Annotated in this window: 21 protein-coding genes and 1 pseudogene; 21 read left to right on the top strand and 1 reads right to left on the bottom strand. The window is 65.8% G+C overall.

Annotated elements, in window-relative coordinates; genetic code table 11:
* The first annotated feature begins 15 nt into the window (after positions 1 to 15).
* The 20 genes and pseudogenes from CNR27_RS00785 (at position 16) to CNR27_RS00690 (ending at position 24,001) form a co-directional block, all read left to right on the top strand.
* Positions 16 to 690, top strand: coding sequence for a polysaccharide biosynthesis/export family protein (locus CNR27_RS00785; RefSeq protein ID WP_179948206.1), 675 nt, complete (start codon positions 16 to 18; stop codon positions 688 to 690).
* A 21-nt stretch (positions 691 to 711) separates the two neighbouring features.
* Positions 712 to 2,988: a GumC family protein gene (locus CNR27_RS00780; RefSeq protein WP_096296498.1), complete on the top strand. Its 2,277-nt coding sequence runs from the start codon at positions 712 to 714 to the stop codon at positions 2,986 to 2,988.
* 111 nt (positions 2,989 to 3,099) lie between these two features.
* On the top strand, positions 3,100 to 4,344 hold the full coding sequence (locus CNR27_RS00775; RefSeq protein WP_157745168.1) for a DnaJ domain-containing protein: 1,245 nt from the start codon (positions 3,100 to 3,102) through the stop codon (positions 4,342 to 4,344).
* Positions 4,341 to 5,510 (top strand): tetratricopeptide repeat protein, encoded by a 1,170-nt coding sequence (locus tag CNR27_RS00770; protein ID WP_157745167.1) that lies wholly within the window; start codon positions 4,341 to 4,343, stop codon positions 5,508 to 5,510. The genes CNR27_RS00775 and CNR27_RS00770 overlap by 4 nt, the downstream gene beginning before the upstream one ends.
* Positions 5,511 to 5,738: 228 nt before the next feature.
* The gene (locus CNR27_RS00765; protein ID WP_096296495.1) at positions 5,739 to 6,212 is read left to right on the top strand and encodes a hypothetical protein; all 474 of its coding nucleotides are present in this window, start codon (positions 5,739 to 5,741) and stop codon (positions 6,210 to 6,212) included.
* 73 nt (positions 6,213 to 6,285) lie between these two features.
* The gene (locus CNR27_RS00760; RefSeq protein ID WP_157745166.1) at positions 6,286 to 7,629 is read left to right on the top strand and encodes an O-antigen ligase family protein; all 1,344 of its coding nucleotides are present in this window, start codon (positions 6,286 to 6,288) and stop codon (positions 7,627 to 7,629) included.
* Positions 7,630 to 7,722: 93 nt separating this feature from the next.
* Entirely contained in the window at positions 7,723 to 8,751 is a 1,029-nt protein-coding gene (locus CNR27_RS00755) for an NAD-dependent epimerase/dehydratase family protein (RefSeq protein WP_096296493.1), read from the top strand.
* A gap of 58 nt (positions 8,752 to 8,809) precedes the next feature.
* Positions 8,810 to 10,093 (top strand): Vi polysaccharide biosynthesis UDP-N-acetylglucosamine C-6 dehydrogenase TviB, encoded by a 1,284-nt coding sequence (gene tviB / locus CNR27_RS00750; RefSeq protein WP_096296492.1) that lies wholly within the window; start codon positions 8,810 to 8,812, stop codon positions 10,091 to 10,093.
* 144 nt (positions 10,094 to 10,237) lie between these two features.
* Positions 10,238 to 11,485: an oligosaccharide flippase family protein gene (locus CNR27_RS00745; RefSeq protein ID WP_158613501.1), complete on the top strand. Its 1,248-nt coding sequence runs from the start codon at positions 10,238 to 10,240 to the stop codon at positions 11,483 to 11,485.
* Between the two features lie 98 nt (positions 11,486 to 11,583).
* Positions 11,584 to 12,390, top strand: coding sequence for an FkbM family methyltransferase (locus CNR27_RS00740; RefSeq protein ID WP_157745165.1), 807 nt, complete (start codon positions 11,584 to 11,586; stop codon positions 12,388 to 12,390).
* Positions 12,391 to 12,392: 2 nt separating this feature from the next.
* Positions 12,393 to 13,499, top strand: a complete 1,107-nt coding sequence (locus tag CNR27_RS00735) for a glycosyltransferase (protein ID WP_179948205.1) — start codon at positions 12,393 to 12,395, stop codon at positions 13,497 to 13,499.
* The gene (locus CNR27_RS00730; RefSeq protein WP_199730914.1) at positions 13,496 to 14,686 is read left to right on the top strand and encodes a glycosyltransferase; all 1,191 of its coding nucleotides are present in this window, start codon (positions 13,496 to 13,498) and stop codon (positions 14,684 to 14,686) included. Before CNR27_RS00735 ends, CNR27_RS00730 begins: the two co-directional genes overlap by 4 nt.
* Positions 14,683 to 15,510, top strand: coding sequence for a class I SAM-dependent methyltransferase (locus tag CNR27_RS00725; RefSeq protein ID WP_096296488.1), 828 nt, complete (start codon positions 14,683 to 14,685; stop codon positions 15,508 to 15,510). Before CNR27_RS00730 ends, CNR27_RS00725 begins: the two co-directional genes overlap by 4 nt.
* Positions 15,510 to 16,580 (top strand): glycosyltransferase, encoded by a 1,071-nt coding sequence (locus tag CNR27_RS00720; RefSeq protein WP_123832932.1) that lies wholly within the window; start codon positions 15,510 to 15,512, stop codon positions 16,578 to 16,580. The genes CNR27_RS00725 and CNR27_RS00720 overlap by 1 nt, the downstream gene beginning before the upstream one ends.
* Positions 16,568 to 18,513, top strand: a pseudogene (asnB, locus tag CNR27_RS15865) (asparagine synthase (glutamine-hydrolyzing)). The gene CNR27_RS00720 and the pseudogene asnB overlap by 13 nt, the downstream one beginning before the upstream one ends.
* Before the next feature lie 6 nt (positions 18,514 to 18,519).
* Positions 18,520 to 19,590 carry an EpsG family protein gene (locus CNR27_RS00710; protein ID WP_096296486.1) on the top strand — a complete coding sequence of 357 codons (1,071 nt, stop codon included), beginning with the start codon at positions 18,520 to 18,522 and terminating at the stop codon, positions 19,588 to 19,590.
* Complete coding sequence (locus CNR27_RS00705) at positions 19,587 to 20,738, top strand: acyltransferase family protein (protein ID WP_096296485.1); 1,152 nt, start codon at positions 19,587 to 19,589, stop codon at positions 20,736 to 20,738. The genes CNR27_RS00710 and CNR27_RS00705 overlap by 4 nt, the downstream gene beginning before the upstream one ends.
* A gap of 342 nt (positions 20,739 to 21,080) precedes the next feature.
* Positions 21,081 to 22,232, top strand: a complete 1,152-nt coding sequence (locus CNR27_RS00700) for a glycosyltransferase family 4 protein (RefSeq protein WP_245815687.1) — start codon at positions 21,081 to 21,083, stop codon at positions 22,230 to 22,232.
* Positions 22,229 to 22,708: a hypothetical protein gene (locus CNR27_RS00695; RefSeq protein WP_096296484.1), complete on the top strand. Its 480-nt coding sequence runs from the start codon at positions 22,229 to 22,231 to the stop codon at positions 22,706 to 22,708. Before CNR27_RS00700 ends, CNR27_RS00695 begins: the two co-directional genes overlap by 4 nt.
* 309 nt (positions 22,709 to 23,017) lie before the next feature.
* A complete protein-coding gene (locus CNR27_RS00690; protein ID WP_179948204.1) occupies positions 23,018 to 24,001 on the top strand; it encodes an MraY family glycosyltransferase in 984 nt (327 codons plus the stop codon).
* Between the two features lie 119 nt (positions 24,002 to 24,120).
* Here the strand turns inward: CNR27_RS00690 and CNR27_RS00685 are convergent, their stop codons facing one another.
* Positions 24,121 to 25,533, bottom strand: coding sequence for a coniferyl aldehyde dehydrogenase (locus CNR27_RS00685; RefSeq protein ID WP_096296482.1), 1,413 nt, complete (start codon positions 25,531 to 25,533; stop codon positions 24,121 to 24,123).
* A gap of 58 nt (positions 25,534 to 25,591) precedes the next feature.
* Here CNR27_RS00685 and CNR27_RS00680 point away from each other — a divergent pair, with 58 nt between their 5' ends.
* Positions 25,592 to 26,134 (top strand): gamma carbonic anhydrase family protein, encoded by a 543-nt coding sequence (locus tag CNR27_RS00680; RefSeq protein ID WP_096296481.1) that lies wholly within the window; start codon positions 25,592 to 25,594, stop codon positions 26,132 to 26,134.
* Positions 26,135 to 26,163 lie beyond the last annotated feature (29 nt).

Genomic DNA, 26,163 nt, shown 5'->3' with positions numbered 1-26,163 from the left:
CGAGGTCTGCTGGCGTTGCTGTTCGCCCTCGCGCTGTCCGCGTGCGCATCTTCGAACCGTGCCGCGCACAACGAGAAGATGGGACGTGTGCTGCCGCCGCCCGATACCACCACCGCCTCGGGGGCTTACGAGGGCGCGACCGATTACCGGGTCGGTGCCCAGGACCTGCTGGAGATCAGCGTGTTCGGGGTGGAAGAACTCAAGCATCAGGCCCGCGTCAACTCCAATGGGCTCATCAACGTGCCGCTGGTCGGCAGCGTGATGGCGGGTGGCCGCACCATTCCCGAGCTCGAGCAGGAACTTGGGAGCCGCTACGCCGAAGGCTATCTGCAGAACCCGCAGGTGAGCATTTTCGTCAAGGAGTACACCAGCCAGCGCGTCACGCTCGAGGGGGCGGTCAAGAAGCCCGGCATCTATCCGCTGACGGGTCGCACGAGCCTGTTGCAGGCCATCGCGATGGCGGAGGGCCTGGATGAATTCGCCGATCTGGAAGGCGTGGTGCTGTTCCGCGAGGTCAACGGGGAGCGCATGGCGGCGGCCTTCGACGTGGCGGCCGTGCGGCGCGGCGACATGCCCGACCCGCAGATCTATGGCGATGACGTCATCGTGATCGAACGCTCCGGCAGCAAGTCCGCTTTCCGCGAGTTTCTGCGCGTGGTTCCAGCACTCGGCCTGTTTTTTGCCCTCTGAACCGATTCACGAGGAACGGCAATGGATGACGATCAGCTTCCGATTCCACCCGACGACGACGGCCGCAAACGGCCGACCAACGTCAACAGATCGCTGCAGTCGAGTGATCCCCGTTCGGTTGCGGTGGACATGTTCGACGACAAGCGCAGCCAGGACAGCGAAGAGATCGATCTGGTCGCGTACTGGCACCTCCTCGTGAAGCGCCGCTGGCTGGTACTCGGCATTCTCGCGGCGGTGGTCGCGCTGGCGCTGATCGTCACTTTGATGATGCCGCCGATCTATCGGGCCACCGCAGTGCTGCAGATCGATCGGGAATCGGTGCAGATCCTCCAGGTGGAGGGGGTCGGCAACGCCGAGGCCGCGGCGCCGGACTTCCTGACCACGCAGTACGAGCTGTTGCGGAGTCGTTCCCTCGCCGAGCGCGTCGCCAACGAACTGGCGATCGACGCTGCGACGATTGAACGTCTGGATGCCACCGGCTGGTGGCAACGCGCCACTGCGGTGCTACGTCCGCGCGCGAACGCTGCCGACAGCGATGCCGATGAACCCGAGGCGGAAGCCGATCAGCTCGCCGCGCTTCGACAGGCGGTTGCGATCGTCCGCGAGGGCCTGACGGTCGAGCCGGTGCGCAATTCCCGACTGGTGCGCGTGCATTTCGACTCGACGCTGCCCGCGTTCAGCACGCGTGTGGTGAATGCAGTCGCGGATGGCTTCATCGCCCATGCCATCGAGCGCAAGTTCGATGCGTCGTCCTATGCGAGCCGTTACCTGGAAGAGCAACTCGCATTGGCGAAGAGCAGGCTGGAGGAGTCGGAGCGCGCCCTGGTCGCCTTCGCGGCGCGCGAGAACATCGTCGCCAGTGGTGAGGGCGGACAGAGCCTGGAGAGCCAGAACCTCGGCGCGCTCAACGAGGCGCTGGCCGCCGCCCAGGACGACCGCATCCGCGCGCAGGCGGCGTGGAGCCAGGTGTCGGGTGGCGGGGCGCTGCCGGCCGGCGCCATCAGCAACTCGATCCTCAACGTGCTGCAGCAGCAGCGTGCAACGCTCAACGCGCAATACCAGCAGCAGCTCCAGACCTACAAGCCGGAGTATCCGAGCATGCAGGCGCTGCAGGGACAGATCGAGGAGGTCGACCGGCAGATCGGGCAGGAGCGCGCTTCGGTGCGTGCTTCGATCCAGGCGGAATACGGCGCCGCGCAGTCCCGGGAGAACATGCTGGTGTCCCAGCTCAACACCCTGCGCACGCGAACGCTCGACGTCGACAACCGCTCGATCGACTACAACATCCTGCGGCGCGAAGCCGACACCAACCGCCAGCTCTACGACAGCCTGCTGCAGCGCTACAAGGAAGTCGGTGTAGCGGCGGGCGCAGGGGTCGGCACCAACAACGTGTCCATCGTCGACCGCGCCATGGTGCCCACCGGGCGCTACAAGCCCAACCTGCTGCTCAACCTCGCGATCGGCACGTTGCTCGGCCTGATACTCGGCGTCGTGGTCGCCTTCGCGCTCGAATTCGTGGATGACACCATCAAGAGTCCGGAGGACCTGGAGCAGCACCTGCGCCTGCCCCTGCTGGGAGTGGTGCCGAATGTCCGCAAGGGCAACGTTGCCGAGGCCATCGCCGACCCCCGCTCCGCGTTCTCCGAGAGTTACCGCTCGGTCCGCACCGCGCTGCAGTTCTCCACCGATCACGGCGTGCCCAAGGTATTGCTGGTGACCAGCGCGAGCGCCGCCGAAGGAAAGTCGGTCACCGCGCTCACGCTCGCACGCAACTTCGCCCAGCTCGGCAAGCGTGTGCTGCTGGTGGAGGCAGATCTGCGCAATCCTTCGCTCCATCGTGTGATGGGCGTTCGCGCCGAACAGGGCCTGTCGAGTCTGCTCGCCGGCGCGGCGGATATCTCGGAAGTGGTACGCGACACCGACGAGGCCAACCTGCAGGTCATCCTCGCCGGCCCCTTGCCGCCGAACCCCGCCGAACTGCTGTCGGGCAGCCGCCTGTTGTCGATGCTCACGACCGCGGCCGAGAAGTACGACCAGGTGATCATCGATGGCCCGCCGGTACTCGGCATCGCCGATGCGCCGATCCTGTCGAATGTCGTGAATGGCACCCTGCTGGTGGTGAACTCCGGTAAGACGCGGATCAAGACGGCCCAGGCCGCGATCAAGCGCCTGGCCGCCGCACGTGCGCACATCATCGGCGGCGTGCTGACTCACTACGATGCCAAGGTGGCCGGTTACGGCTACAACTACGAGTCCTATTACGCCTATGGCACGACGCCGAAGATCGGCAAGGGCTGACGCAGGAGCAGTGCGATGACCGCAGGCGGAGAGGCGCTCGACCTTGCGCTGGGGCTGCTGCGGTCTCCCGCACATCGCCGCGTGCTGCAAGGGCGCCCGCTGCCGGATGGGATGACCGAGCTGCTCGAAGTGGCGTCGGGCTCCGTCGCCGCGCAGCGGTCGGCGGCCGGGCGCATGCGTGCCAGCCCCGGTCACCTGCAGGAAGCCGCACGGTTCTTCGTGCAGCAGGTGTTGTTCACCGATCGCAGCGATGCGTATCGCATCCTTGGTGCCGATGCGGGCGCCGCCGATTCGCTGCTGCGAAGGCATCACCGGCTGTTGCTGCGGTGGTTGCATCCCGACCACAATCCGGGCGCGCTGGCGTGGGAAACCACCTTCGCGCATCGGGTCAACCAGGCCTGGAACCAGGTGCGCACGCCGGTGCTGCGGCGCAGCTACGACGACATGCTGGCCACCACGGTCGTCGGGCCGCGGAGCCGTCCGGTCGGGGCACGGCTGCCTGCCGCCGGCGTCACCTCGTTATCCGATGTCGACGAGCCCGGGTCGCGGCTTGCTCCGTGGCTGGTCCTGCTGCTTGGTCTGCTCTGTCTGCTGCTGGCCTGGCTCGCCGTGCGCGGCGACCGGTGGGTTGACCACCGGGATCCGCCCGCCACGGCGGTACAGCGAGCGATCGCTCCGACTGCAGTGGGGGCGCCCGCCGTAGAGACGACCGCGGCGCCCGTCTCCCGTGAACAGACCGACCCTGACCAGCCGGGCCGGCGGGTCGCCTCCCTGTCGCCCACCCATGCTTCGCCACCCCTGGCGCCCCTCTCAATCGCCCCGATTCTCGACGACTACGCAACGGCCCGACCCCTCGAGTCCAACGCGACGAATCCACAGCAGCCAGATGACATCGAGGCTGGCGCGCGACTCGACGTTACGTTGGAGGCGTTGCCACTGATCGCCTATGTCGAGCCTGCGGCGACTCTGGAGAATGTGGTCGTGGCGGATGAGCCCGAAATGGTTCCACCCGATCCGCTCCAGCTCCTGCGCGAAGCCGATGCCGCGGTCGCGCATCTGGCGAAGTACCTGGCGTCACCCGAGGTCGCGCCGCCCAGCTGGCGTGGCCCAGAAGTGGAGCGCAGCGCGCGTGAACTGCGCACGGCGCTGGAGGCACGGGTGACGGGCATCCATCAGGCGGAGCTCTCCCTCGACACCCCCAACTGGCTCCTCGGCAGCGACGTCGCCACCCTCAACACGGCCTACCAGCTGGAACATGCAGGCAGCACGCTGGAGACGGGACTGATGCAGGTACGCCTGGAGCGCGGACTGGACGGTTGGCAGGTGGCGACCGTGCAGCTGGAGCCGGCGCGATGACAATGGCACGCAGGATCGTGTTCGTCCTGTTCGTGTTGAGTCTCGGAAGCCTGTCCTTGTGGTTGTTCGCAACACGGGGTGCCGCCGACGCGCTCGAGTCGGCCCTCGCCCGCGCACGCGCGCATCTCGCAGCGGGCGAGCGGGCACAGGCCGCCGCGCTGGCGCGGCAGGTTCTGGCGCGTGAGCCTTTGCGCGGCGAAGCCTTCGCGCTGCTCGCGCCAGCGCTTGCCGACACCGGCACGCCGGCCGAGGTCCTGGCGCGCTACGAGGTCGCGGTACGGCGTGCGCCGCGCGACGCCCACGTGCGCAGCTGGCTGGCCGTCCACGCCCTGCGACATGGTGACTACGCCAGCGCGGCTGACCAGCTGGATGCATTGATGACCGTCTCGCCGCGCTATCGCGATGCGGCAATGGCAGCACTCGGGCAGCTCGTCGCCGATCCGGACTTTGCGGACGCACTTGCACGTCACTTCGTCGACCGCCCGCAGTGGCGTGGCCGCTTGCTGCGATATCTGGAGAGCGATGGCCCTCCCGGGGCGCTCGATACCCTGCACGGCGCGCTCGGGCGCCACGGCCAGCTCGACCAGTCGGATGTCGCACGCTGGCTTGCCGGGCTGATCCGCGGCGGGCGTTGGGGGGAGGCCTATGCCGCCTGGGTTGGCACGCTCCCCGGACTGCCGGAACGCGTGCCGCAACCCTGGAACGGCGCCTTCGCCAACGCGCCCACGTCGGTCGGCTTCGACTGGCATCTTCGTCGCACGCCCGGCGTCGTGGCGCAGCGCGTGGCGACGACCGGCGGTCACGCCATGCGCTTCACCTTCCTGGGCCGACCTGTTGCCGCCGTCGGGCTCGAGCAACCCCTGCTGCTGGCACCAGGCCCGCATGTGCTGCGCGTGCGCATGCGCACCGCCGATCTGCGCGCCAGTCGTGGACTGGAATGGACGCTCACCTGTGGCGACAACCGCACCCGTATCGCGGACGGAGCCCGCGTGCGCGAGTCCAGGACATGGAACGACTTCAGCCTTGAGTTCGAAGTGCCGGAGGGTGACCACTGCACCGGCCAATGGCTGCGACTCGTCAATCCGGCGTCTCGCGGGGTCGCGCAGGCATTGCGTGGTGAGCTGATGGTCACGGACGTGCGGATCGTGCCAGCAGCCAGACCGTAATCCCGCTGGAGCTTTTTTATTAACTCTGCTGGTCGATGCCTGGCGATGAATAGGAGAAACCGCTCGGACCGGCGCCGCTGTCACATTAAATGCACGCAGAAATCACATATCTGACTGATTTTATTCGTGTTTTTTTTCGATAAGGCGTTGCTATGCACGGCGGGGAGGCCTATGCTCAATACCGAACTGTCCGGTCGCATGCTCCCCCCAAATTCGGAAGGACGTCATATGAACAAGCCTCTATTTTTCGCTGCACTTCTGTGCGCTGTGGCGACGGCGCCGGCCATTGCCCAAGGCCAAAGTGCGCCAACGCTTCAGGTCGACTCCGGTAGCGCAATGATCAGCCAGGGCGGTGAGTTCACTCCCGCGGCCTCCGGCACCCAGGTTCCCGCTGGGAGCCGCGTGATGCTGGCGGAAGGCAGTCGCGCCACGCTTGTCTATCCCAATGGCTGCTCGCAGCCGTTGTCTTCCGCGGGCGTGTACAGCGTGCCCTCCACATGCGTCGCCGCGGCGAGCGGGGGCAATGCGAGCAGGAGCAATGTCTACGGGCCTGTGGGTGCGAGCGGGGTCGAATGGGGCGCCGTTGGTATCATTGGCGGCAGCGTGGCAGCCATCGTGGCGATCGCCGAGGGCACTCTGGACGATTCGGATCCGCCGCAGGAGCCGCTACGGGGGGCGCCGCCGCCGCCGGTCAGCCGCTGACGCACCCCATGTCGTGAGCCAACGGGACGGGATTGCAGCCGTCCCGTTTCGTTAGGGGGAGGCAATGCGCCGAATGGACACTTCGCATGTCGCCATTGACGCTGGCGATGTCGCCGCCACGGGCGCCGTCTGCGCTCTGCTGACGGTGGCCCTGCTTGGCGGCGGAAGCTCGCAGCAGGCCGGTCTTGGTCTTGATCTGGCCGCCGCAATGGCAGTGCCGTTGTTGGCATGGGGAGTGTGGCGCTGGCTGGATACCGCATTCGCTGCGGTGCCCACCGCGTGGCTCTCCCTGCTCGCGCTGGTGGCGGTACTTCCGTTGCTGCAACTTCTTCCTCTGCCCGCTGGTTGGGGTGGCGAAGGGCGTCGCGATCTGAATGCCGACCTGGCCACACTGGGCGTTGCCCAGTCGGCCCGCTGGTCCCTGGCCCCGGGCGCCGTCACGGCCGCCATGCTGTCGCTCCTCCCCGCCGCGGCGGTTTTTGTGCTGACCCTGAGCCTGCGGACGCGTGGGCAACGCGCCGTCCTGGCCGCGGTCGTGGGACTTGCGATGGCCAGCCTGCTGCTCGGCGTCGCCCAGCTCGGCGCCCCCCAGGAAAGCGTGCTCAACCCCTACCCGCAGTGGGCGCCGGCGATGAACGGCTTCTTCGCCAATCCGAATCACCAGGCCACGTTGCTGGTGATCGCCGCCACGCTGGCATGTGCGGGCACCGCGCATGCGCTGGTCAACTGGCAACCGGGCCGCCCACGGCGCGCGCTGACCGTGCTGGCCTGCGTGGTCGCGATGCTGCTTTCGCTCACCGCCTTGCCGCTGACCGGCTCGCGTGCGGGCATCGTGCTTGTGATCCTCGCGCTCGGCATGGTGGTTGCATTGCAGTGGCCGCACTGGCGCGGCTCGCGTCGCGGCCGGCTTGCACTGGCCGGGGGTCTGGCCGTGGCCATCGCCGGGCTTCTGACGGCATTGCGCTGGATGCGGGTCGATGCTGTCGATGAGCTGCGCGCGCCGCTGCGCGCTGCCACCAGTGAACTCGCCACCCGCTTCTCGCCGCTGGGCGGTGGCGTGGGCAGTTATGTCCCAATTTTCGAGCAGGAGGCGCCGCGCAGCCTGTTGATGAGCGAGTACGTCAATCACGCACATAACGAATATTTGCAGTGGTCGCTGGAAGCGGGATTCGTCGCCATCGCGTTGATGCTGGCGGGCGCGATGTTACTGGTGGCGACCTTCGTCGCCATCCAGCGGCAGCCGCCGGGTGATCGCATGCTGAGCCAGTCCGCATTGCTGGGGCTGCTCGTCGTCCTCGCGCATTCGCTGGTGGACTATCCGATGCGTACGCCCGCCCTGTTGGCAATCGCTGCAGCGCTGGCGGGCATCGCGGCTTCCGCCTCGTTCGCGCGCCCCGGGGTGGTCATGAGCGGATGACTGTCACGCATCCATGCACAGGGCTCCACCTGGAGCCGCGTACACAACACGTCCGATGGTCCGCATCACCGCTGAACAGGACGCTTGCCCGCAATGACTGCTTACCAGCACCTTCGTAAAGTCCTGCCGGAACATCCGCGGTCATGGCTGATCACCGGCGTAGCCGGTTTCATTGGTTCCAACCTGCTGGAAACCCTGCTGAAGCTGGACCAGCGTGTGGTGGGCCTGGACAACTTCGCGACCGGGTTCCGCCACAACCTGGAGGAAGTGCAGGGGCTGGTGACGCCGGAACAGTGGGAGCGTTTCACCTTCATCGAGGGTGATATCCGCGACCCCGGGGACTGCGCCCGCGCCTGCCAGGGTGTGGAGCATGTGCTGCATCAGGCGGCGCTTGGCAGCGTGCCGCGCAGCCTTGCCGACCCTGCCAACACCAACGCCGCCAACATCAGCGGCTTCCTCAACATGCTCGTGGCCGCGCGCGATGCGAGGGTGCGCAGCTTCGTCTACGCGGGCAGCAGCAGCACCTACGGCGACCACCCGGCGCTTCCCAAGGTGGAGGAGCGCATCGGCAAGCCGCTCAGTCCATACGCCGTGACCAAATACGTCAACGAGCTGTACGCCGACGTGTTCGCGGGGAACTACGGCTTCAACACCATCGGCCTGCGCTACTTCAACGTATTCGGGCCGCGCCAGAACCCGGACGGCGCATATGCCGCCGTGATCCCCAAATGGACGGGATCGCTGCTCCGGGGCGAGGTCGTGTGGATCAACGGTGATGGCGAAACCAGTCGCGACTTCACCTACGTGGCCAATGCCGTGCAGGCCAATCTGCTGGCCGCAACGACGGCCAACGCGGAGGCGCAAAACGCGGTCTACAACGTCGCCGTGGGCGATCGCACCACGCTCAATCACCTGTTCGCCCTGCTGCGCGACAACCTCGTGGAGCACGGTGTCGCGCTGGCTGCCACGCCGTGCTACCGGGAATTCCGCGCCGGTGACGTGCGCCACAGCCAGGCCGACACCGGCAAGGCCCAGCGTCTGCTCGGTTACGCGCCCACCCATCGTCTGGCGGCCGGCATCGGTGAAGCCATGCCGTGGTACGTCCGCAACCGGGCCGTTTAGCCCCGGTTGCCTGCCGGCACCTTTCCGCAACCTCCGCCGCGTCACGGATCCCAGTCGAATGGCCAATCTGCCCAGCCCCGCCAACACCCGTATCGCCGTCGTCGGTCTCGGCTACGTCGGCCTGCCGCTGGCGGTGGAGTTCGGCAAGCAGTACGACACCGTCGGCTTCGACATCAACCAGAGGCGCATCGCCGAACTCAGGGACGGCCGCGACAGCACTCTGGAGGTGGAGCCGGAATTGCTGGCAGAAGCCGTCCGCCTGGTCTTCACCAGCGAGCTGGACGGCATCGCCGGGTGCAACGTGTACATCGTCACCGTGCCGACGCCGATCGACATCGCGCGTCGCCCGGACCTTGCGCCGTTGCGCCGTGCCAGCGAAGCGCTGGGCAAGGTGCTGAAGGCCGGCGATACCGTGGTGTACGAAAGCACCGTGTATCCCGGCTGCACCGAGGAAGTGTGCGTGCCGATCCTCGAACAGGGGAGCGGCCTGACGTTCAACCGGGACTTCTTCTGTGGCTACAGCCCCGAGCGCATCAATCCCGGCGACAAGGCGCACCGCGTCACCAACATCCTCAAGGTGACCAGTGGCAGCACGCCGGCCACAGCCGACTTCGTGGACGCGATGTATGCCAGCGTCATCACTGCCGGCACCCACAAGACCAGCAGCATCAAGGTGGCCGAAGCCGCGAAGGTGATCGAGAACACCCAGCGCGATCTCAACATCGCGCTGATCAACGACCTGGCGATCCTGTTCAACAAACTGGGCATCGACACGCTCGAAGTGCTCGAAGCCGCAGGTACCAAGTGGAATTTCCTGCCGTTCCGTCCCGGTCTCGTGGGCGGGCACTGCATCAGCGTCGATCCCTACTACCTGACCCACAAGGCGCAGGAGGTCGGGCACCACCCGGACGTGATCCTTGCCGGGCGCCGCACCAACGACGGCATGGGCGGGTACGTGGCGAACCAGGTGATCCGGCTCATGGTGCGCAACGGGATCAACCCGGTGCAGGCGCGCGTGCTGATCCTGGGACTGGCCTTCAAGGAGAACTGCCCGGACCTGCGGAACACGCGCGTAGTGGACATAATCGCGGCGCTAAAGGGTTATAGCGCGCAAGTCGATGTGTGCGATCCATGGGTGGATGTAGCAGAGGCTTGGAACGAGTATGGGTTAGGGCTGAGCGTCCCCGGACAGGGCGAATACGACGCCATCGTGATTGCGGTGGGGCATAACGAGTTCCGAGCTCTCGGCGCCTCTGGTATCCGGGCTTACGGCAAGCCGAGCGCCGTGCTGTATGACGTGAAATACGTGTTGCCCAAGGAAGCCGCCGATGGGCGGCTGTGAGCATAGAGCTTCCTGTGCAGCCGCTCCGTTTAACGCACTACTGAAGCCAGTGCCTTGATTAATCGACTACGCGACTACCTGGCGCGGGATAGCCTAGGTCCAACACTGGCGAAGGCCATTACTGGAAGCGCCGGTATACGGGTCGTGGGTCTTGCTTTCGGCTTTCTAGTCGGCGTCCAGCTCGCGCGTGGACTAGGCGCAGAGGGCTACGGCGTCTATGGCTTGGCGATGTCGATCATCGCGCTGTTGACGGTCCCCACGGAGTTTGGTTTCCCACAGTTGGTGACACGAGAGGTGGCCGCAGCTTACGCGAACGAGCAGTGGGGAAGGCTGCGGGGCGTCCTGCGATGGGCCACGCGCGCATCCATGACCATCGCAGCCTTCGTTGGGCTGTGCCTTCTTGCTTGGTTGATATGGAATGGCGAGCTTCAGGGCGCGCTGGCTAAAGCGTTGTTGCCGGGCATCGCCCTGGTTCCCGTGGTGGCGCTCCTGTCGATACATTCGGCTGCGCTACGCGGAACGCAGCAGATCATAAGAGGTCAGTTCGCGGAGGCCGCCCTGCGTCCCGGCCTCCATTCTCTGCTGTTGTTTGGAGTTCCGCTGGGCCTGTTCCCAATGACACCGGCCTTGGCGATGTGGTTGGGCGTGATTGCGGCCACCGTCTCCCTGATGGTCGCCCACCGCCTCCTGATGCGTGCCATGACGCCAAAAGTGCGCGCGAACGAGCCAGAGACGAGCTCCAGGCAGTGGTGGTTTAGCGCAATTCCAATGGCAATGACCGAAGGTATGCGGTTGTTGCAATCTCACCTGCTAATCCTCCTTCTTGGCGCTATGGTGTCGGTGGCGGAGGTGGGGGTGTTCCGGGTGGCGGCATCGACCACCGCACTGGTGGCTATGCCACTGACTCTCTTCAACATAGTGAGCATGCCCCTGGTGGCCAAGCTGCATGCGACGCAGCAGCGTGTCCAGTTGCGGCGCATGCTGGCCCTAGTTTCCGGCGGCATGGTGCTTGGAGTCCTACTGCTTTCGTTGCCCTTCTTCATTGCGGGGGAGCAGTTGCTTGCTTTTGTGTTTGGTCGTGAATTTTCTAGTGGAAACCAAGCGCTGGTCATACTTTGTGTGGCCGCTTTAGTGAATGCACTGTTTGGAATCAATGCCGTGCTGTTGAACATGACCGGCCATCAGAAAAAAGTGACCTCTGCCTCCGCTTTCGCGTTAGCGCTATTGCTTGTGGTGTCGCCGATCCTTATCAAGGACTACGGCATGATGGGTGCGGCGTACTCCAACCTTGCCTCTGCCGCCCTGTGGAATGCATTGATGTGGCGTGATTGCCAGCGCTTGCTCGGCTTGGATACGGGCGTGTGGGGCTTCCTGCGTAAATCTGCGAACTAATTCCGGTGAAGGGTTCTATGCGCGCAACTCTAAAGCGGTACCTTCCCGTCCCTGCTCGCGCCACCCTTAGGGCGCTCCTGCACTACACGCAGCGTCTCGTGCGTTGGCTGCCAATTCTCTGGCAAGTAAGAGGTCAGAGCGCAGCCGATGAGTTAACGCTGATTCGTTCGGCGCTGGCGGCCCCGTTCTTGAGCTTGTGCAACATCCAAGACTGGCAGGATCCTATCCTTCTGCAGGACGCCAACGTCGAAGTTCCAGGATTTGGAAGATTCTCGCTACGCGCCCGCACCGATGACCTCTGGCATGTTCTGCCGTGGCGCGAACATTCAATCGCGGAACTGGCGCGAAAAGTCCTTCGACCCGGAGATGCATTCATCGATGCCGGGGCAAACATCGGAATCTATACGGTGCTGGCCTCGCGCCTGGTTGGGCCTGGCGGGCGGGTGATCAGCATTGAAATGATGCCCGACACAGCCAAGCGATTGGAGTCACACATCCACATGAACCATCTGCGCAATGTCACTGTGGTCAAGAATGCCATCAGTGACGTGGAGGGGGACGTGGTGATCGCGATGGTCCAGGCCGGAAAGTATGGGCAAGCCTCGATCAGTGGCGGTGCAGAGCGCCACGAGACCAGTAGCGAAATTCCGGTCCAAACCACAACACTGGATGCGGTTGCCGAACGCATTTCGTCTGTAAAACTGATGAAGATCGACGTTGAGGGAGCCGAACTTCAGGCCTTTCGTGGCGCGAAGAGCCTCTTGAAAAAGACAAATTTCATCGCCTATGAGGCTTGGTCTCGGGGGTGTGTCAGCAAGGATGCCTTAAGCGCGTTGCTTGAGGATGCAGGATTCGCTCTTAGGAAGTTGGATGGCAACAACTGGTTGGCCGAGAAGTCAGAATAATAATGGCCACGCTTGCCATCCTTCTACCTGATCTCGGTCCTGGCGGCGCCGAGCGTATGCGGCTGCAAATGGCGGCTATCTGGCTGCGGCGGGGTTTCGCGGTGGAATTCGTGCTGCTCAGGCGGGCGGGCGAGCTGATCCAGGAGCTGCCGGAAGGGGCGTCGCTCGTCGACCTCGGCGCGCCACGGATCCGCAGCGCGTTCGTGCCTCTGACCCGCTACCTGCGCGGCCGTAGGCCGCAGGCCCTGCTCGCGGCGATGTGGCCGTTGACCGTGCTGGCCCCTCTCGCCGCACGCGCGGTCCGGTTCCGCGGCCGCGTCGCGATAAGCGAGCATTCGCCGCTCTCGCTTGCCTACGCCGGTCGTGGCCGGGTCCACCGGGCAGTGCTGCGTGGCAGTACGCGCTTCGCATATCCTTGGGCCGATGCGCGCATCGGTGTGTCCGCGGGTGTCGCTGATGGGCTTGCCGCGCTGTCCGGGCTTCCCCGGAGCGACTTCCGGGTGGTCCACAATCCGGCCGCCGGGATGCGGGCACCAACCGGGTTGTTGCAGAGGCCACGGGTTCTGGGCGAACCGGGCCGCGTCGTCCTGACGGTCGGGACACTGAAAAAGGTGAAGCGCCACGACCTGCTGCTCCGGGCGTTCGCCAGGCTGGCCGAGCCGGACCTGACCTTGTGCATCCTTGGAGAGGGGGAAGAGCGCCCGCGCCTCGAAGCGCTGGTGCGTGATCTCCGATTGCACGGCCGCGTGTCGATGCCCGGGTACGTGGCCGACCCGTCAGCGTGGTACGCCCACGCCGATCTGTTCGTTCTGGCCTCCGACTACGAAGGCTTCGGCAACGTGATCGTCGAGGCCATGGAGTACGGCGTGCCGATCGTCAGCACGGACTGCCCGGCCGGGCCCAGCGAGATTCTGGAGGGTGGCAAGTACGGTACGCTGACGCCGGTCGGCGATCCCGAAGCGCTGGCGGCCGCCATGCAGGCGGCCCTGCGGGGGACGCACGACCGCTCCGCGCTCAAGGCGCGTGCCCGCGATTTTTCCGTGGAGAAGATCGCCGACGAATACCTGGATCTGCTGCTGCCCGACTGGCGTGCAGGGAGGCCAGCTTGAAGCCGCTGCTCTACATTGCCTACGACGGCATGCTTGAACCGCTCGGGCAGTCCCAGGTGCTGGCCTATCTCGAAAAGCTGGCAGACGAGCGGGACATCCATCTGCTGAGCTTCGAGAAGGCCGAGGACTGGCAGGACGCGACGCTGCGGGAGTCGACGGCCGCACGCATCCGCGCCGCCGGCATCCACTGGCATCCGCGGCGTTACCACAAGCGCCCCTCCGCAGTGGCCACCGCCTGGGACATCGGGGTGGGAACCGTTGCCGGTCTGGGGCTGGTGCGGCGCCACGGGATCGGCATCGTCCACGCCCGCAGCTACGTGCCGGGGGTCATGGCCCTGGCACTCAAGCGGCTCTCCGACACGCGGTTCGTGTTCGACATGCGCGGCTTCTGGGCAGATGAGCGGGTGGACGGCGGGCTGTGGCCACGCGACGGCGCCATCTACCGCGTGGCGAAGGCGTTCGAGCGGCGGTTCCTGCTCGGAGCCGATCACGTGGTGTCGCTGACCCGGGCGGCGGTCGACGAGATGGCCGGCTTCGACTATCTGCGCGGGCGGATGCCGCCGGTCACCGTCATTCCGACCTGCGCCGATCTGGACCACTTCGTGCCCGGGGATACGCCCCGGCCGGGTTTCGTCCTGGGTTATGTCGGCTCGGCCGGCACCTGGTACCTGTTCGATGCCGTGGTGGAGAGTTTCCGCCTGCTGCGCGAACGGGTGGGCGATGCGCGTCTGCTGGTGATCAACCGCAACGAGCATGACTACATCCGCGAGCGGCTCCAGCAAGGCGGGGTATCGCTGGCCGACGTGGAGCTGCGCAGCGTCAGCCACGCCGAGGTGCCGGCGCAGATGGCGCGGATGCATGCGGGTGTGTTCTTCATCAAGCCGGTGTTCTCCAAACAGGCCTCGGCGCCCACAAAGCTGGGCGAATTCCTTGGCTGCGGCATTCCCTGCCTCGCCAACCGCGGCGTTGGGGACATGGCGGCCATCCTCGAGGATGCTGGAGTGGGAGTGGCCATAGACATCACTGACGACGCCGCACTTGCCAGCGGCGTACGCGATCTGCTCGCGCTCGCCTCCGACCCGCACATCCATGAGCGCTGCAGGGACGCTGCCCATAGGCACTTCTCGCTCGGCGAGGGCGTCTCCCGGTACGCCGAGGTCTATCGACAGCTGGACGACGCCAGATGAAGAAAAATATCGACGATCTCACCGTGCAAAGCTTCGGCGACGAGTGGTCGAGGTTCGACCAGTCGGCGATGGGGGAAGAAGAAGCAAGGAAGATCTTCCAGGACTACTTCTCCGTCTTCCCATGGGATGCGCTTCCTGCAGGCGCTTCAGGCTTCGACATGGGCTGTGGCTCGGGCCGGTGGGCAACTCTCGTGGCGCCGCGTGTCGGCCACCTGCATTGCATCGACCCATCGTCGGCGATCGACGTTGCACGCAGCCGCCTCTCCGCCGTCGGGAACGTGAGCCTGCACCAGGCGTCGGTGGACGACGGGGTGCTGCCCGCAGGCAGCCAGGATTTCGGCTACTCGCTCGGGGTCCTCCATCATGTTCCGGACACAGCCCAAGCCATCCGCTCCTGTGTCGCGATGCTCAAGCCGGGTGCGCCATTCCTGGTGTACCTGTACTACGCCATGGACAACCGCGGCGCTGCTTTCCGGCTGGCGTGGCAGTGCTCCGACCACGTGCGGCGCCTTGTCCAGCGACTGCCGCCAGCGCCGAAGCATCTGGTCACCGATACGATCGCCCTGCTGGTCTATTACCCGCTGGCGCGAACCTCGATGCTGCTGGAGGCGCTCGGGTATGACGTGTCGAACGTGCCCCTGTCCTACTACCGGAGCCGCAGCTGGTACACGATGCGGACGGACTCCAGGGATCGCTTCGGGACCCCGCTGGAGCAGCGTTTCACCCGGGACCAGGTCGAGGGGATGATGGTCGCGGCAGGCCTGGTCGACATCCGCTTCTCGGACAACGCGCCGTACTGGTGCGCGGTTGGGGTCAAGCGGTGATGCGCGTCCTGGGCCTCGCGTTGTACGGCCCTCTGGCGGCCAGCACGCGCTATCGCCTTGGCCAGTACGTGCCTGGTCTGGCGGGGCACGGCATCGCGCTCGAAGTCAGGTCGCTGCTCGATGACGAGTACCTTCGCCGGCGCTTCAGCGGTGGGCGCCTGCCGCTGGCCGGGATGCTGGCGAAGGGTCTGCATCGCCTCGGCCACCTGCGCGATCAGCGGCACGACGTCGCGATGCTGCACTGCGAGCTGTACCCCCTCATGCCGGGCTGGTTGGAGCGGAGGCTGCTGGGGTCCACGCCCTATGTCTATGACTTCGACGATGCGTTCTACCTGAAGTACCGCAGGGGCGGGCTCGGCGTGCTCGACCGCGTGCTTGGAGGCAAGTTCGACGTCGTGGTCCGGAACGCCGCCGCGGTCACTGCCGGCAACCGGACGCTCCATCGCTACGCCTCCGCGTTGAATCCGCGCAGCACGCTCCTGCCAACGGTCGTGGACACGGATCGATACGTCCCGGCGCCGCGCCAGGCGAGTCGAATCTACACGGTGGGCTGGATCGGCTCCCCTTCCACGGCGCCTTATCTGGATCAGCTCATAGAGCCGCTGAGCCTGCTGGGGCGGGAGGGGCCCGTCCGGCTCGTTGTCGTGGGTGGTCCGGCGCCCGCGATTGCGGGCGTCGACGTGTGCGAGATTCCCTGGAGCGAGGCCTCGGAGGTCGAGCTCATCAACACCTTTGACGTGGGGGTCATGCCGCTTCCGGACGATGACTGGGCACGGGGGAAGTGCGCGTTCAAACTGATCCAGTACATGGCTTGCGGCGTCCCGGCGATCGGCTCCCCGGTCGGCGCGAACACCGATGTCCTGCAAGGGGGCTGCGGCTTCCTGGCGACAACGCCGGAGCAGTGGACTGATGCCCTCCGCCGGCTCCGTGACGACCGCGAACTCGCCCGGCAGATGGGGCAGGCCGGCAGGGAGCGCGCCGTCGCGCACTACTCGCTGCATCTGCACGTCCCCATACTGGCCGAAACACTTCGCAACGCTGCACAGGGAGGGACACCATGTGTGGCCTGACTGGTTTCTGGACGCGTTCCCCCAGCAGCACGGACAGTGGTGCCATCGCGGCGGCGATGGCCGACCGCCTTCGCCATCGCGGCCCCGATGATGGGGGGGTCTGGGTAGATTCCGGTGCGGGCGTGGCGCTGGCGCATCGCCGCCTGGCCATCGTCGACCTCAGCGACGCTGGTCGTCAGCCAATGCCCTCTGCAAGTGGCCGGTGGGTCCTGGCCTACAACGGCGAAATCTACAATCACCTTGACCTGAGAAGGCGCCTGGAGGCTGATGGCGTCGCCCCTGCATGGCGCGGTCATTCGGATACGGAGACGTTGCTTGCCGCGGTGAATGCATGGGGTATCGAGGAGGCCCTGAGGCGCAGTGTCGGCATGTTTGCGCTCGCGCTGTGGGACCGGTGGGAGTGCACCCTCTGGCTGGCCCGTGACCGCGCCGGAGAGAAGCCGCTCTACTATGGCTGGCAAGGCGATACGTTCCTGTTCGGCTCCGAGCTCAAGGCACTCCGCGCGCATCCGGCGTTCGACGCAGGCGTGGACCGCGGCGCGCTCGCGCTGCTGCTGCGCCACAGCTATGTTCCTGGACCGCACACCATTTACTCCGGCATTTGCAAACTGCCACCTGGAAGCTGGATCCGGCTGCGGCACGACGAGCGGCATGTGCGCCCGGTGGCTTACTGGTCGCTCGCGGAGGTCGCCGAGCGCGGGACCTCCGATCCATTCCCGGGCAGCGAGGTCGAGGCACTCGACGAACTCGAGCGTCTCCTCGGTGCTGCGGTCCGGGGCCAGATGGTGGCCGATGTTCCACTCGGCGCATTGCTTTCAGGGGGATAGATTCGTCGCTCGTTGCGTCGTTGATGCAGGCCAAGAGCAGCCGGCCGGTGCGTACATTCACCATCGGCTTCGACGAGAAGGTCTACGACGAAGCGGTGCACGCACGTGCTGTGGCCGCGCATCTGGGTACCGAGCATACCGAGTTGCGCTTGTCGGCAGGCGATGCGCTCCGGCTGATACCGCAGTTGCCGAGCATGTATGACGAGCCATTCGCGGACTCTTCCCAGCTACCAACCCATCTGGTGATGAAGCTCGCCAGGCAGCACGTGGCGGTCGCGCTGTCCGGCGATGCGGGAGACGAGTTCTTCGGCGGCTACAACAGGTACTTCCTGGGGCCTTCGGTGTGGCGGCAGATGGAGCGCATTCCGGCACGACTCAGGCCCGTCCTGGCCGCGGGCCTGACCGCCGTGCCCGCGTCCTTGCTCAACAGGCTGATCGGGCCATTGACGAAGCGTGCCGGCGTGGGGCTGCCAGGCGACAAAGCGCACAAGCTTGGACAGCGGATGCGTGACGTGCAGGGAATCGATGACCTCTACGTGGCATTGGTCACCGAGTGGCCGGGGAATGACTTCCCCGCGCGTGAGGCCCCGATCCCGCCAAACCTGCTGGAAGACCGCGCGCGCTGGCCCCGGCTCGCCGACCCCGTGGCTCGCATGATGGCACTGGACGCGATGACCTACCTGCCGGACGATGTCCTTGTGAAAGTCGACCGCGCCGCGATGGCAGTTTCGCTGGAAACGCGGGCGCCGTTTCTTGATCGCGACGTCATGGAGTTCGCGTGGACGCTTCCGATGTCGATGAAGCTGCGACATGGCAAGGGAAAATGGATCCTGCGCGGCCTGCTTGATCGCCATGTTCCCCGGGCCCTCATCGATCGCCCGAAGATGGGCTTCGCGATACCGATCGACGACTGGTTGCGTGGTCCATTGCGTGATTGGGCGGAAGCACTGCTCGACGAGAGCCGGCTTGTCAGCGAGGGGTACCTCGAATCGCGCGTGATCCGTGCCACCTGGGAAAGGCACCTGCGCGGCGAAGGCTCGTTCGGCAGTCGCTTGTGGTCCGTGCTGATGTTCCAGGCTTGGAACGAGGACAGGCTAAGGGCCTGAACATCCATGACCGCATACATACTGGTCTACTGCCTCGTTGCGATACCTGCCATTTTCTATTGGCGCAGGACGCAGCCGGCTGCCTGGATCGCTGCAGGCATGATCCTCGTCATCTTTGTCGGACTGCGCCATGAGGTTGGAGGCGACTGGTCTGGATACATCCTGCTGACGGAGCGCATCAACGGGATGCCGCCGCTCGAGGCGGCTCGGATGATGGAGCCGATGTACTCGCTGCTGACATGGCTTTCCGCGCAGCTGGGCTGGGGGGTCTACGGGGTCAATCTGCTGGGCGCGGCGATCTTCTTCTTCGGCCTGTTCTCCTACTGCGCAAAGCAACCGAATCGATGGCTGGCGCTGGCCGCGGCGATGCCATTCCTGGTGATTGTTGCAGTCATGAGCGCGAACCGGCAGGGCATCGCCATCGGGATCGTCATGTACGCCATGTCCCAATGGGAGCGGCTGGGCATCGCCCGCAGGGCGGCATGGATTCTGCTTGCCGCGTTGTTCCACGTCAGTGCGCTGCTGCTTCTCGTGCTTGCAGTGGCCGACATCAAGATGAGCCGCTTGAGAAAGATTTTCCTGCTCGCCTTCCTCGGTGTGGCCAGCCTGTGGCTGTTGAGCAAGTCCGAGGGGGCGTGGGCAAGGTATACGACCGTCTACGTGGAGCAGTCGCAAGGCGCGTACTCGCCAGGCGCGGTGTTCCACCTGCTCCTCAACCTGGTGCCGGCAGGGATCATGCTCGCCTTCCGCAAGCGCTGGTCACGCCTTGTCCGCGACTGGCACCTGCTCCAGCAGCTGTGCATTCTCGCGTTCGCACTACTGGCGTTCTCGCCTTTCATGACCGTGGCGGTCAGTCGCATGTCGCTCTATCTTTTCCCGATCTCGATCACTTTCATCGCGTACCTTCCACAAGTGATGCGCGAGGGGCCTGGCCGGGCATTGGCGCGGATCGGTTGCGCGGTGGGCCTGGGAGCGGTCCTTGTCGCATGGTTGGCACTTTCCAACACGGCGTTCACCTACTTTCCATACCAGAACGCGCTGTTTCTTCGCTCCTCAGAGCTTGACCTGCCGAAATGACTGCGACGATCGGTGATCCGCACGGCAGCGTGACGCGGACCTGGCCTTCCACTGGCGAGGCCGCAACGAACGAGCCACGCCGTTTCATGCCCCTGGACGCCCTCCGCGGAGTGGCCATCGCTCTGGTCATAGTCCATCACGTGTGGTTCCAGTTCCCTGAAACTCGACATTCGCTCGTGGCGAAGCTCATTGCCGCAATCGGGTGGGCCGGCGTTGACCTGTTCTTCGGAATCAGCGGCTTTCTGATCACGACGATTCTCCTGCGATACCCTCGGGGCGCATCGCTTCGACCTTTCTACATCCGGCGATTCTTCCGGATAGTCCCCATCTACATGGTCGCGGTGGTGTTGTACCTGCTCGCAGCGATCGCCGTCGGACACGAGGATGGCGTGCTCCACAGGATATGGGTCAACTTCCTGCTCCTGACCGCGTGGGCGATTCCGTTGTGGGGCGAGAATGGCGTTCCTTACACGATCACGTGGTCGGTTTCAGTAGAGGAGTTCGCGTACCTGCTGTTCGGCGTACTCTTCATCGCAAGCCGGCCGGCCTTCACCACGCTGTTGAGATGGATCGTGGTATGCGCGCTTATCGTTCGGGTGGTGTGCATCGCCCTCTTCGCATTGGAGCCGATCACGCTGTATTACTTCGCGCCAGGCAGGGTTGATGCCATCGCCATGGGCGGCGTGATGGCGACGCTGCGTCAAGACACGAAGCAGCGATTGACCGTGCCGGTGTGGATCCCATGGATCGCGTGGCTCGCCGTCGTCGCGGCGTGTGCGTTTATCAGTCGCGAGACCGTGCTCGTGGCTACCGTCGGTTACACGGCGATTGCTTGCGCCTCGGCTTGGCTGGTGCTTTGCGTGGTGGGCCGCCCAGACAACAGATTGTGGCCGGTGACGCGATGGTTCGCCAGTCTGGGACTGGTTTCCTATTTTGTTTATCTGTTTCATGGTTTCGTGATCGCGGCGCTGGTCAGAGTCCTCCCTCCCCAAGTGGCTTCCGCAGCGGGTGTGCTCGGGCTGTCGGTGGCGGTCGCTGCCATCACGTTCATGGCTGGGAGAATCTCATGGAGGTTCTTCGAGCATCCCCTGATCCGCCGCGGACGCGATATTTCCGACCGTTATGAGTCGGCAGGATCTCGAGGATAAAAATCCATGCGGAGCGCACACCCGTTGAGCATCATCTCCCGGGTAGCGTGCCATCGACAGAATCGGGACGTTGCTGCGCCGGCTTGCGCTGCATTGACTGAATGCGCTCGGCAGCGGGTCTGGGCATTCGTAAGACGGCTGGTCATCGGCACGACATTCCACACAGATGCTGCTGCTTCCGATCGCAGCGCTCCGGTCAGCCGCGCCCGGGTGTTGACCGTCACGCCGTATTACCTGTTGCTGGCTGATACCTCCGAGTAACTGCGCCGGCGCAACATCGCTCCGGCGGCCACGGCTGCTGGCATTCCGGTCACCTCGCGCAGCACTGGGAGAGCAAGGCTGATGTCGCACGACATGCCCGGGCGCAGGATAGTTCTCTTCGCCAATACCGACTGGTACCTCTACAACTTTCGACGCTCCCTGGCGCTGGCACTGCGCGACGCGGGGGACGAGGTGTTGCTGATCTCGCCGGATGGCGCATACGGCGAAAAGCTGCGCGCCCTCGGCCTGCGTTGGCAGGCCGTGCCGATGGATCGGGGCAGCCTGGACCCGCTGCGCGAGGCGATGTTGCTCATGTATCTGGTGCGCGTGCTGCGGCGGGAGCGGCCCGACATCGTGCATGGGTTCACCATCAAATGCGCGGTGTATGGCTCGCTTGCCGCCCGTCTTGCCGGGGTGCCTGTCCGGGTGAATGCCGTTGCGGGAATGGGCTACGTCTTCATCAGTGATTCCCTCAAGGCGCGGATGCTGCGCCCGCTGGTGCGGGAATTGCTGCGGCTGGCCCTCGGCGGGCCGGGGGCTCGCCTGGTCCTGCAGAATCCGGACGATGTGGCCCTGTTTGCGGAGGCGGGCCTGGTGGACTCGGCTCGCGTCCACCTGATACCGGGTTCCGGCGTGGACTGCTCGCGCTTTCTCTCCAGGCCATCTCCAGTGACCGGTCGGCCGCTGCGCGTGCTGCTTGCCGCGCGCCTGCTATGGGACAAGGGCCTGGCCGAGTACGTTTCCGCCGCACGCCGTCTCCGGGGTGAGGGGCGAGCGATCGAGTTCCTGCTCGCAGGTGATTCCGATGCCGGAAATCCAGCCGCAGTGCCTGAGGCCACAGTGCGCGGATGGGTCGCCGAAGGCGTCCTCCAGTGGCTGGGTCACGTGGACGACATGGCCGCGCTGTTTGCGTCGGTCGACATGGTGGTGCTGCCAAGCTACCGCGAAGGCCTGCCCAAGGGCCTCATCGAAGCGGCGGCGTGTGCACTTCCGCTGGTCACCACCGACGTCCCCGGTTGCCGGCAGGTCGTGACCGACGGCGTCGACGGTCTGCTCGTGAAAGCGCGCGACGCGGAGGCGCTCGCTTGCGCGATCGCGCGTTTGCACGATGATCCGGCGCTTGCGGCCCGGCTCGGCAAGGCGGCCCGCGCCAAGGCGCTGGCGGAGTTCAACGAACAGATCGTGATCGAACGGACGATGGCCGTGTATCGGGACGTCCGGCGCGCACCGTGACTGCCGCCGAGCTCCTGCTGGCGGTGATGGCCATCGCCCTGGCGGTCCTGCTTGCGCGTGGAAGCCATCCGGCGATCGCCTGCATGCTGGTGGCCTCTGCGCTTGCGGTGTCGGCGCTTCTGTTCCTGCCGACCGGGATGCTGGGTGATTGGGTGGGCATGGACCATGTCCATCGCCTGTATGCCCTGACCCGGACGACGCCGCTCGATCCCCCGGAATGGATCCACGTCATCGCATTCGCGTGGCTTGGCCTGCTGATCTGGGTCGGCCGGGCAGGATTGCGAGGCTGGCCCGGACTGTTGCTGATTGCATGCCTTGGGATCGGCGCAGAACTGGCGCAGTGGCTTGCGGACGGACGTGAGGCCGGCTTTGGCGACGCGGCCTTCAACGTGGCCGGCGGCGTGTGCGGCGTGTTGATCGCAGTCGCGGCGCGATATCTGCTGAAGCATGGCCAGGCCCGGCCGCCGGCCCGGTAATAGGTCCTCGCCCACGGGCAACTGAATGGTTAATCATGCGCGTGGCGGATCGCATTAAGTGGATTATCAAAAGGTAAATAGCGGTGTTGCAACCTGATTTTCTCGCGACCGTCTCGGTCCTGAATGTACGTTGCGCTGCAAAAGGTCTCCGTCAGGAGCTGGCTAGTGGCATTCGATCTGGTCGCACGGCTCGACTGGCTATCGGCATTGGCTGCCTTCGCCGCGACGACGCTTGCCCTGTGGTTGCTCACACCGCTGGCTCCGAAGTTGCGACTCGTCGACCATCCGCGTGGGCGGAAGAATCATTCGATGCCGACACCCGTAACCGGGGGCCTGGCCATGGTGGCCGGCGTACTGGTCGCGGCGGTCGGCTCGCCTGTGGTGGGAGATGGTTTCTGGGGCTTCGCCGCCGCCGCCGCGGTCCTGATCGGCATCGGCGTGCTGGACGACATCTACGACGTCCGCTGGTACTGGCGGATCCTGTCACAGGTCGTGGCGGCTCTCATCATGGTCTACGCCAGTGGCGTGCGCGTTGCGCAGCTGGGGCCGGCCCTGGGTCTGGATTCGATGGCACTTGGTGCGCTGTCGGTCCCGTTCACCGTGTTCGCCACCGTTGGCCTGATCAACGCGATCAACATGATCGATGGCGTCGACGGCTTGGCCGGCGCCCTGGTCTGGTGTGCGCTGCTGATGCTTGGGGCTGCGGCCCTGTACGCAGGCAATGACGTCATCGCCGAGCGGATGATGCTGCTGATGGGTGCGGTGGCAGGTTTCCTGATGTTCAACATGCGATCGCCATGGCGCCCACGTGCACGTCTGTTCATGGGCAACAGTGGAAGTGCCTTTCTCGGGCTCGTGGTGGCCTGGTTCTCGTTCCGCCTCACCCAGAACGCCGGCCATCCGGTGAGCCCGGTACTGGCGCTGTGGCTGCTGCCCGTGCCGGTGATGGACACGCTGGTGGTGATGGCGCGGCGCATCCGCATGCGCAGATCACCTTTCCATCCCGATCGCAACCACATCCACCACCTGATGATCGATGCGGGGGTCAGCGTCGGCCGCACGGTGCTGCTGTTGTGCCTGTTCACGCTTGGCTGCGGCTTTCTGGTCGGGCAGGGAATGCGCGCCGACGTGCCGAACCCGGTGCTGCTGTCGATGTTCGGGGTGATGGGTCTCGCCTGGTATGGCTTCAGCGAAGAACGCGAGCGTGCGCTGGGTCTGTTCAGCCGGTTGTCCGGTGAGTCCGCCTCGCAGCGGGCGGAACGGGCGCGTGCGCGCCTGGCTTCGAGCGAGTGAGGGCGCCGGTGTCCGGTACGCGAGATGACAACGCGGAGGCTTCGTTCGAGCAGCTGCTGGCGTCCAGATGCTTGGCGAACGGGCCATAAAGCCGCCGCGTACCGTGATTGCCCAGGGGGTCAGCGCACCAGCCAGTCCACCAGCCTGGCGACGCGCGCATACGGTGGCCGCAGCCGGTCGGTAACAGCAATGCGCGATTGCCACAGCACCGGCAGCGCCTTGGTCATCGCGTCGAAACCCGCGCGGCCGTGGTACGCGCCCATGCCGCTGGCACCGACACCGCCGAACGGCAATCCGTTCGCGGCGAAGTGCAGCAAAGTGTCATTGACGGTGACGCCGCCCGCGACGACGTGCGCGAGGATCGCCTCGACCTGCGCGCGATCGCCGAAGGGATACAGCGCCAGTGGACGATCGCGCGCCTCGACGAAGGCGATGGCCTCGTCGAGCGTGCGATAGGACAGAACAGGCAACACCGGGCCGAAGATTTCTTCCTGCATCAACGCAGCATCGTTACCGGGGTCCACGACCAGCGTGGGCGCGAATGCGCGCGCCCCTTCGACCTCGAGCAGCGGCAGCACGGTCAGGCCGCGTGCGCGGGCGTCGTCGACCAGTGCGGTCAGGCGCGCATGCTGGCTGTCGCTGGCGATGTGGGTGTAGTCGGCGGCGCGCGCTGCGGGATCGGCGTAGCGACCGCGCACCTCGAAACGCAGCGCTTCGAGCAGGGCGTCGCGGCGCGCCGCGTCGACCAGCACGTAGTCGGGGGCGATGCAGGTCTGGCCGGCATTGAACAGCTTGCCGGTGACCAGCCGCGCCGCGGCCTTGTCCAGCGGATACCCGGGACAGACGATCGCCGGCGACTTGCCGCCGAGCTCGAGGGTCAGCGGCGTGAGGTTGGGCGCGGCGGCGGCCATGACCTTGCGCCCGACCGCGGTCGACCCGGTGAAGACCAGATGGTCGAAGGGCAGGCCGGCGAACGCGGCGCCGATGTCGGCATCGCCGAGCGCGACTGCGACCCGGTCGGCCGGGAACACCTCGGCCAGCAGTTCGCACAGGAACGCGCTGCTGCGCGGGGTATGTTCCGACGGTTTCAGGAAGACGTGGTTGCCGGCGGCGATCGCCGTCGCCAGCGGAATCAGCGCCAGGTTCACCGGATAGTTCCACGGGGCGATCACGCCGACCACGCCCAGCGGCACGTGCCGCACCTGCGCGCGCGCCGGCCACAGCCGCCATCCGGCGCCGACCCTGCGCGGGCGCATCCAGGCGCGCAGCTGCCGACGCAGCGCATCGATCTCCGACAGCACGCTCATCCCGTCGGCGATCAGCGATTCGGGCCGCGCCCGATGGCCGAAGTCGGCCGAGATCGCATCGGCCATGTCGTCGAGCCGACGCGCGAACGCGGCGCGCAGCCGAGCGAGGTCGTCGCGGCGCTGCGCTGCATCGGGGCGCCGCGCGCGCCAGGCGGCGCGCAGGGTGTCGAGCGTCGGCCGCAGGGTGCAGGTGGGCGTGGGGTCAGGCAGGCGAGGGGCATCCATCGCCCCAGTCTAGCGGCGCGGGCAAGCCAGGCTGCGGGGCGCGAGGCATACTGCGGCCATGAACCTCAGATCCTTCCGGGGGCAGTCCCCGACCCTTGGCGCGCGCGTCTATGTGGACCCCGCCGCAACGGTGATCGGTGACGTGACGCTCGGCGACGACGTGTCGGTCTGGCCGGCGACGGTGATCCGCGGCGACGTCAACCACGTACGCATCGGCGCGCGCACCAGCGTGCAGGACGGCAGCGTGATCCACGTCAGTCACGCGGGCCCGCACGCGAAGCTCGGCGGCTTCCCGACGCTGATCGGCTGTGACGTCACGATCGGGCACAAGGCGGTGATCCATGCCTGCACGATCGGCGATGCGGCGTTGATCGGAATGGGCGCGCTGGTGCTCGATGGCGTGGTGGTGGGCCGGCACGCCTTCATCGCGGCCGGCGCCGTGGTGCCGCCCGGCAAGGTGGTGGGCGAAGGCGAGCTGTGGGTCGGCAATCCCGCGCGCTGCGTGCGCCGGCTCGACGACGCGCAGATCGAGGGCCTGCATTACAGCGCCGCGCATTACGTGCGGCTCAAGGACGAATACCTCGGCGCGCTGGTGGACTGAGCCACAGGTGCAGGGCAGGGACGACGGCA

It is taken from the genome of Luteimonas chenhongjianii (assembly GCF_002327105.1).
Taxonomy (GTDB): Bacteria; Pseudomonadota; Gammaproteobacteria; order Xanthomonadales; family Xanthomonadaceae; genus Luteimonas; species Luteimonas chenhongjianii.
The sequence above is the reverse complement of the archived record's forward strand: the minus strand, read 5'-3'. Positions and strand labels throughout refer to the sequence as shown.

Bases quoted from the DNA above. Each gene is read 5' to 3' on its own strand.
- CNR27_RS00775 (WP_157745168.1), top strand. From the start codon at position 3,100: ATGACCGAGCTGCTCGAAGTGGCGTCGGGCTCCGTCGCCGCGCAGCGG.
- CNR27_RS00760 (WP_157745166.1), top strand. From the start codon at position 6,286: ATGGACACTTCGCATGTCGCCATTGACGCTGGCGATGTCGCCGCCACG.
- CNR27_RS00765 (WP_096296495.1), top strand. From the start codon at position 5,739: ATGAACAAGCCTCTATTTTTCGCTGCACTTCTGTGCGCTGTGGCGACG.
- CNR27_RS00685 (WP_096296482.1), bottom strand. From the start codon at position 25,533: ATGGATGCCCCTCGCCTGCCTGACCCCACGCCCACCTGCACCCTGCGG.
- CNR27_RS00710 (WP_096296486.1), top strand. From the start codon at position 18,520: ATGACCGCATACATACTGGTCTACTGCCTCGTTGCGATACCTGCCATT.
- CNR27_RS00735 (WP_179948205.1), top strand. From the start codon at position 12,393: ATGGCCACGCTTGCCATCCTTCTACCTGATCTCGGTCCTGGCGGCGCC.
- CNR27_RS00680 (WP_096296481.1), top strand. From the start codon at position 25,592: ATGAACCTCAGATCCTTCCGGGGGCAGTCCCCGACCCTTGGCGCGCGC.
- CNR27_RS00720 (WP_123832932.1), top strand. From the start codon at position 15,510: ATGCGCGTCCTGGGCCTCGCGTTGTACGGCCCTCTGGCGGCCAGCACG.
- CNR27_RS00755 (WP_096296493.1), top strand. From the start codon at position 7,723: ATGACTGCTTACCAGCACCTTCGTAAAGTCCTGCCGGAACATCCGCGG.
- CNR27_RS00770 (WP_157745167.1), top strand. From the start codon at position 4,341: ATGACAATGGCACGCAGGATCGTGTTCGTCCTGTTCGTGTTGAGTCTC.
- tviB (WP_096296492.1), top strand. From the start codon at position 8,810: ATGGCCAATCTGCCCAGCCCCGCCAACACCCGTATCGCCGTCGTCGGT.
- CNR27_RS00705 (WP_096296485.1), top strand. From the start codon at position 19,587: ATGACTGCGACGATCGGTGATCCGCACGGCAGCGTGACGCGGACCTGG.
- CNR27_RS00700 (WP_245815687.1), top strand. From the start codon at position 21,081: ATGTCGCACGACATGCCCGGGCGCAGGATAGTTCTCTTCGCCAATACC.
- CNR27_RS00725 (WP_096296488.1), top strand. From the start codon at position 14,683: ATGAAGAAAAATATCGACGATCTCACCGTGCAAAGCTTCGGCGACGAG.
- CNR27_RS00780 (WP_096296498.1), top strand. From the start codon at position 712: ATGGATGACGATCAGCTTCCGATTCCACCCGACGACGACGGCCGCAAA.
- CNR27_RS00690 (WP_179948204.1), top strand. From the start codon at position 23,018: ATGCCGACACCCGTAACCGGGGGCCTGGCCATGGTGGCCGGCGTACTG.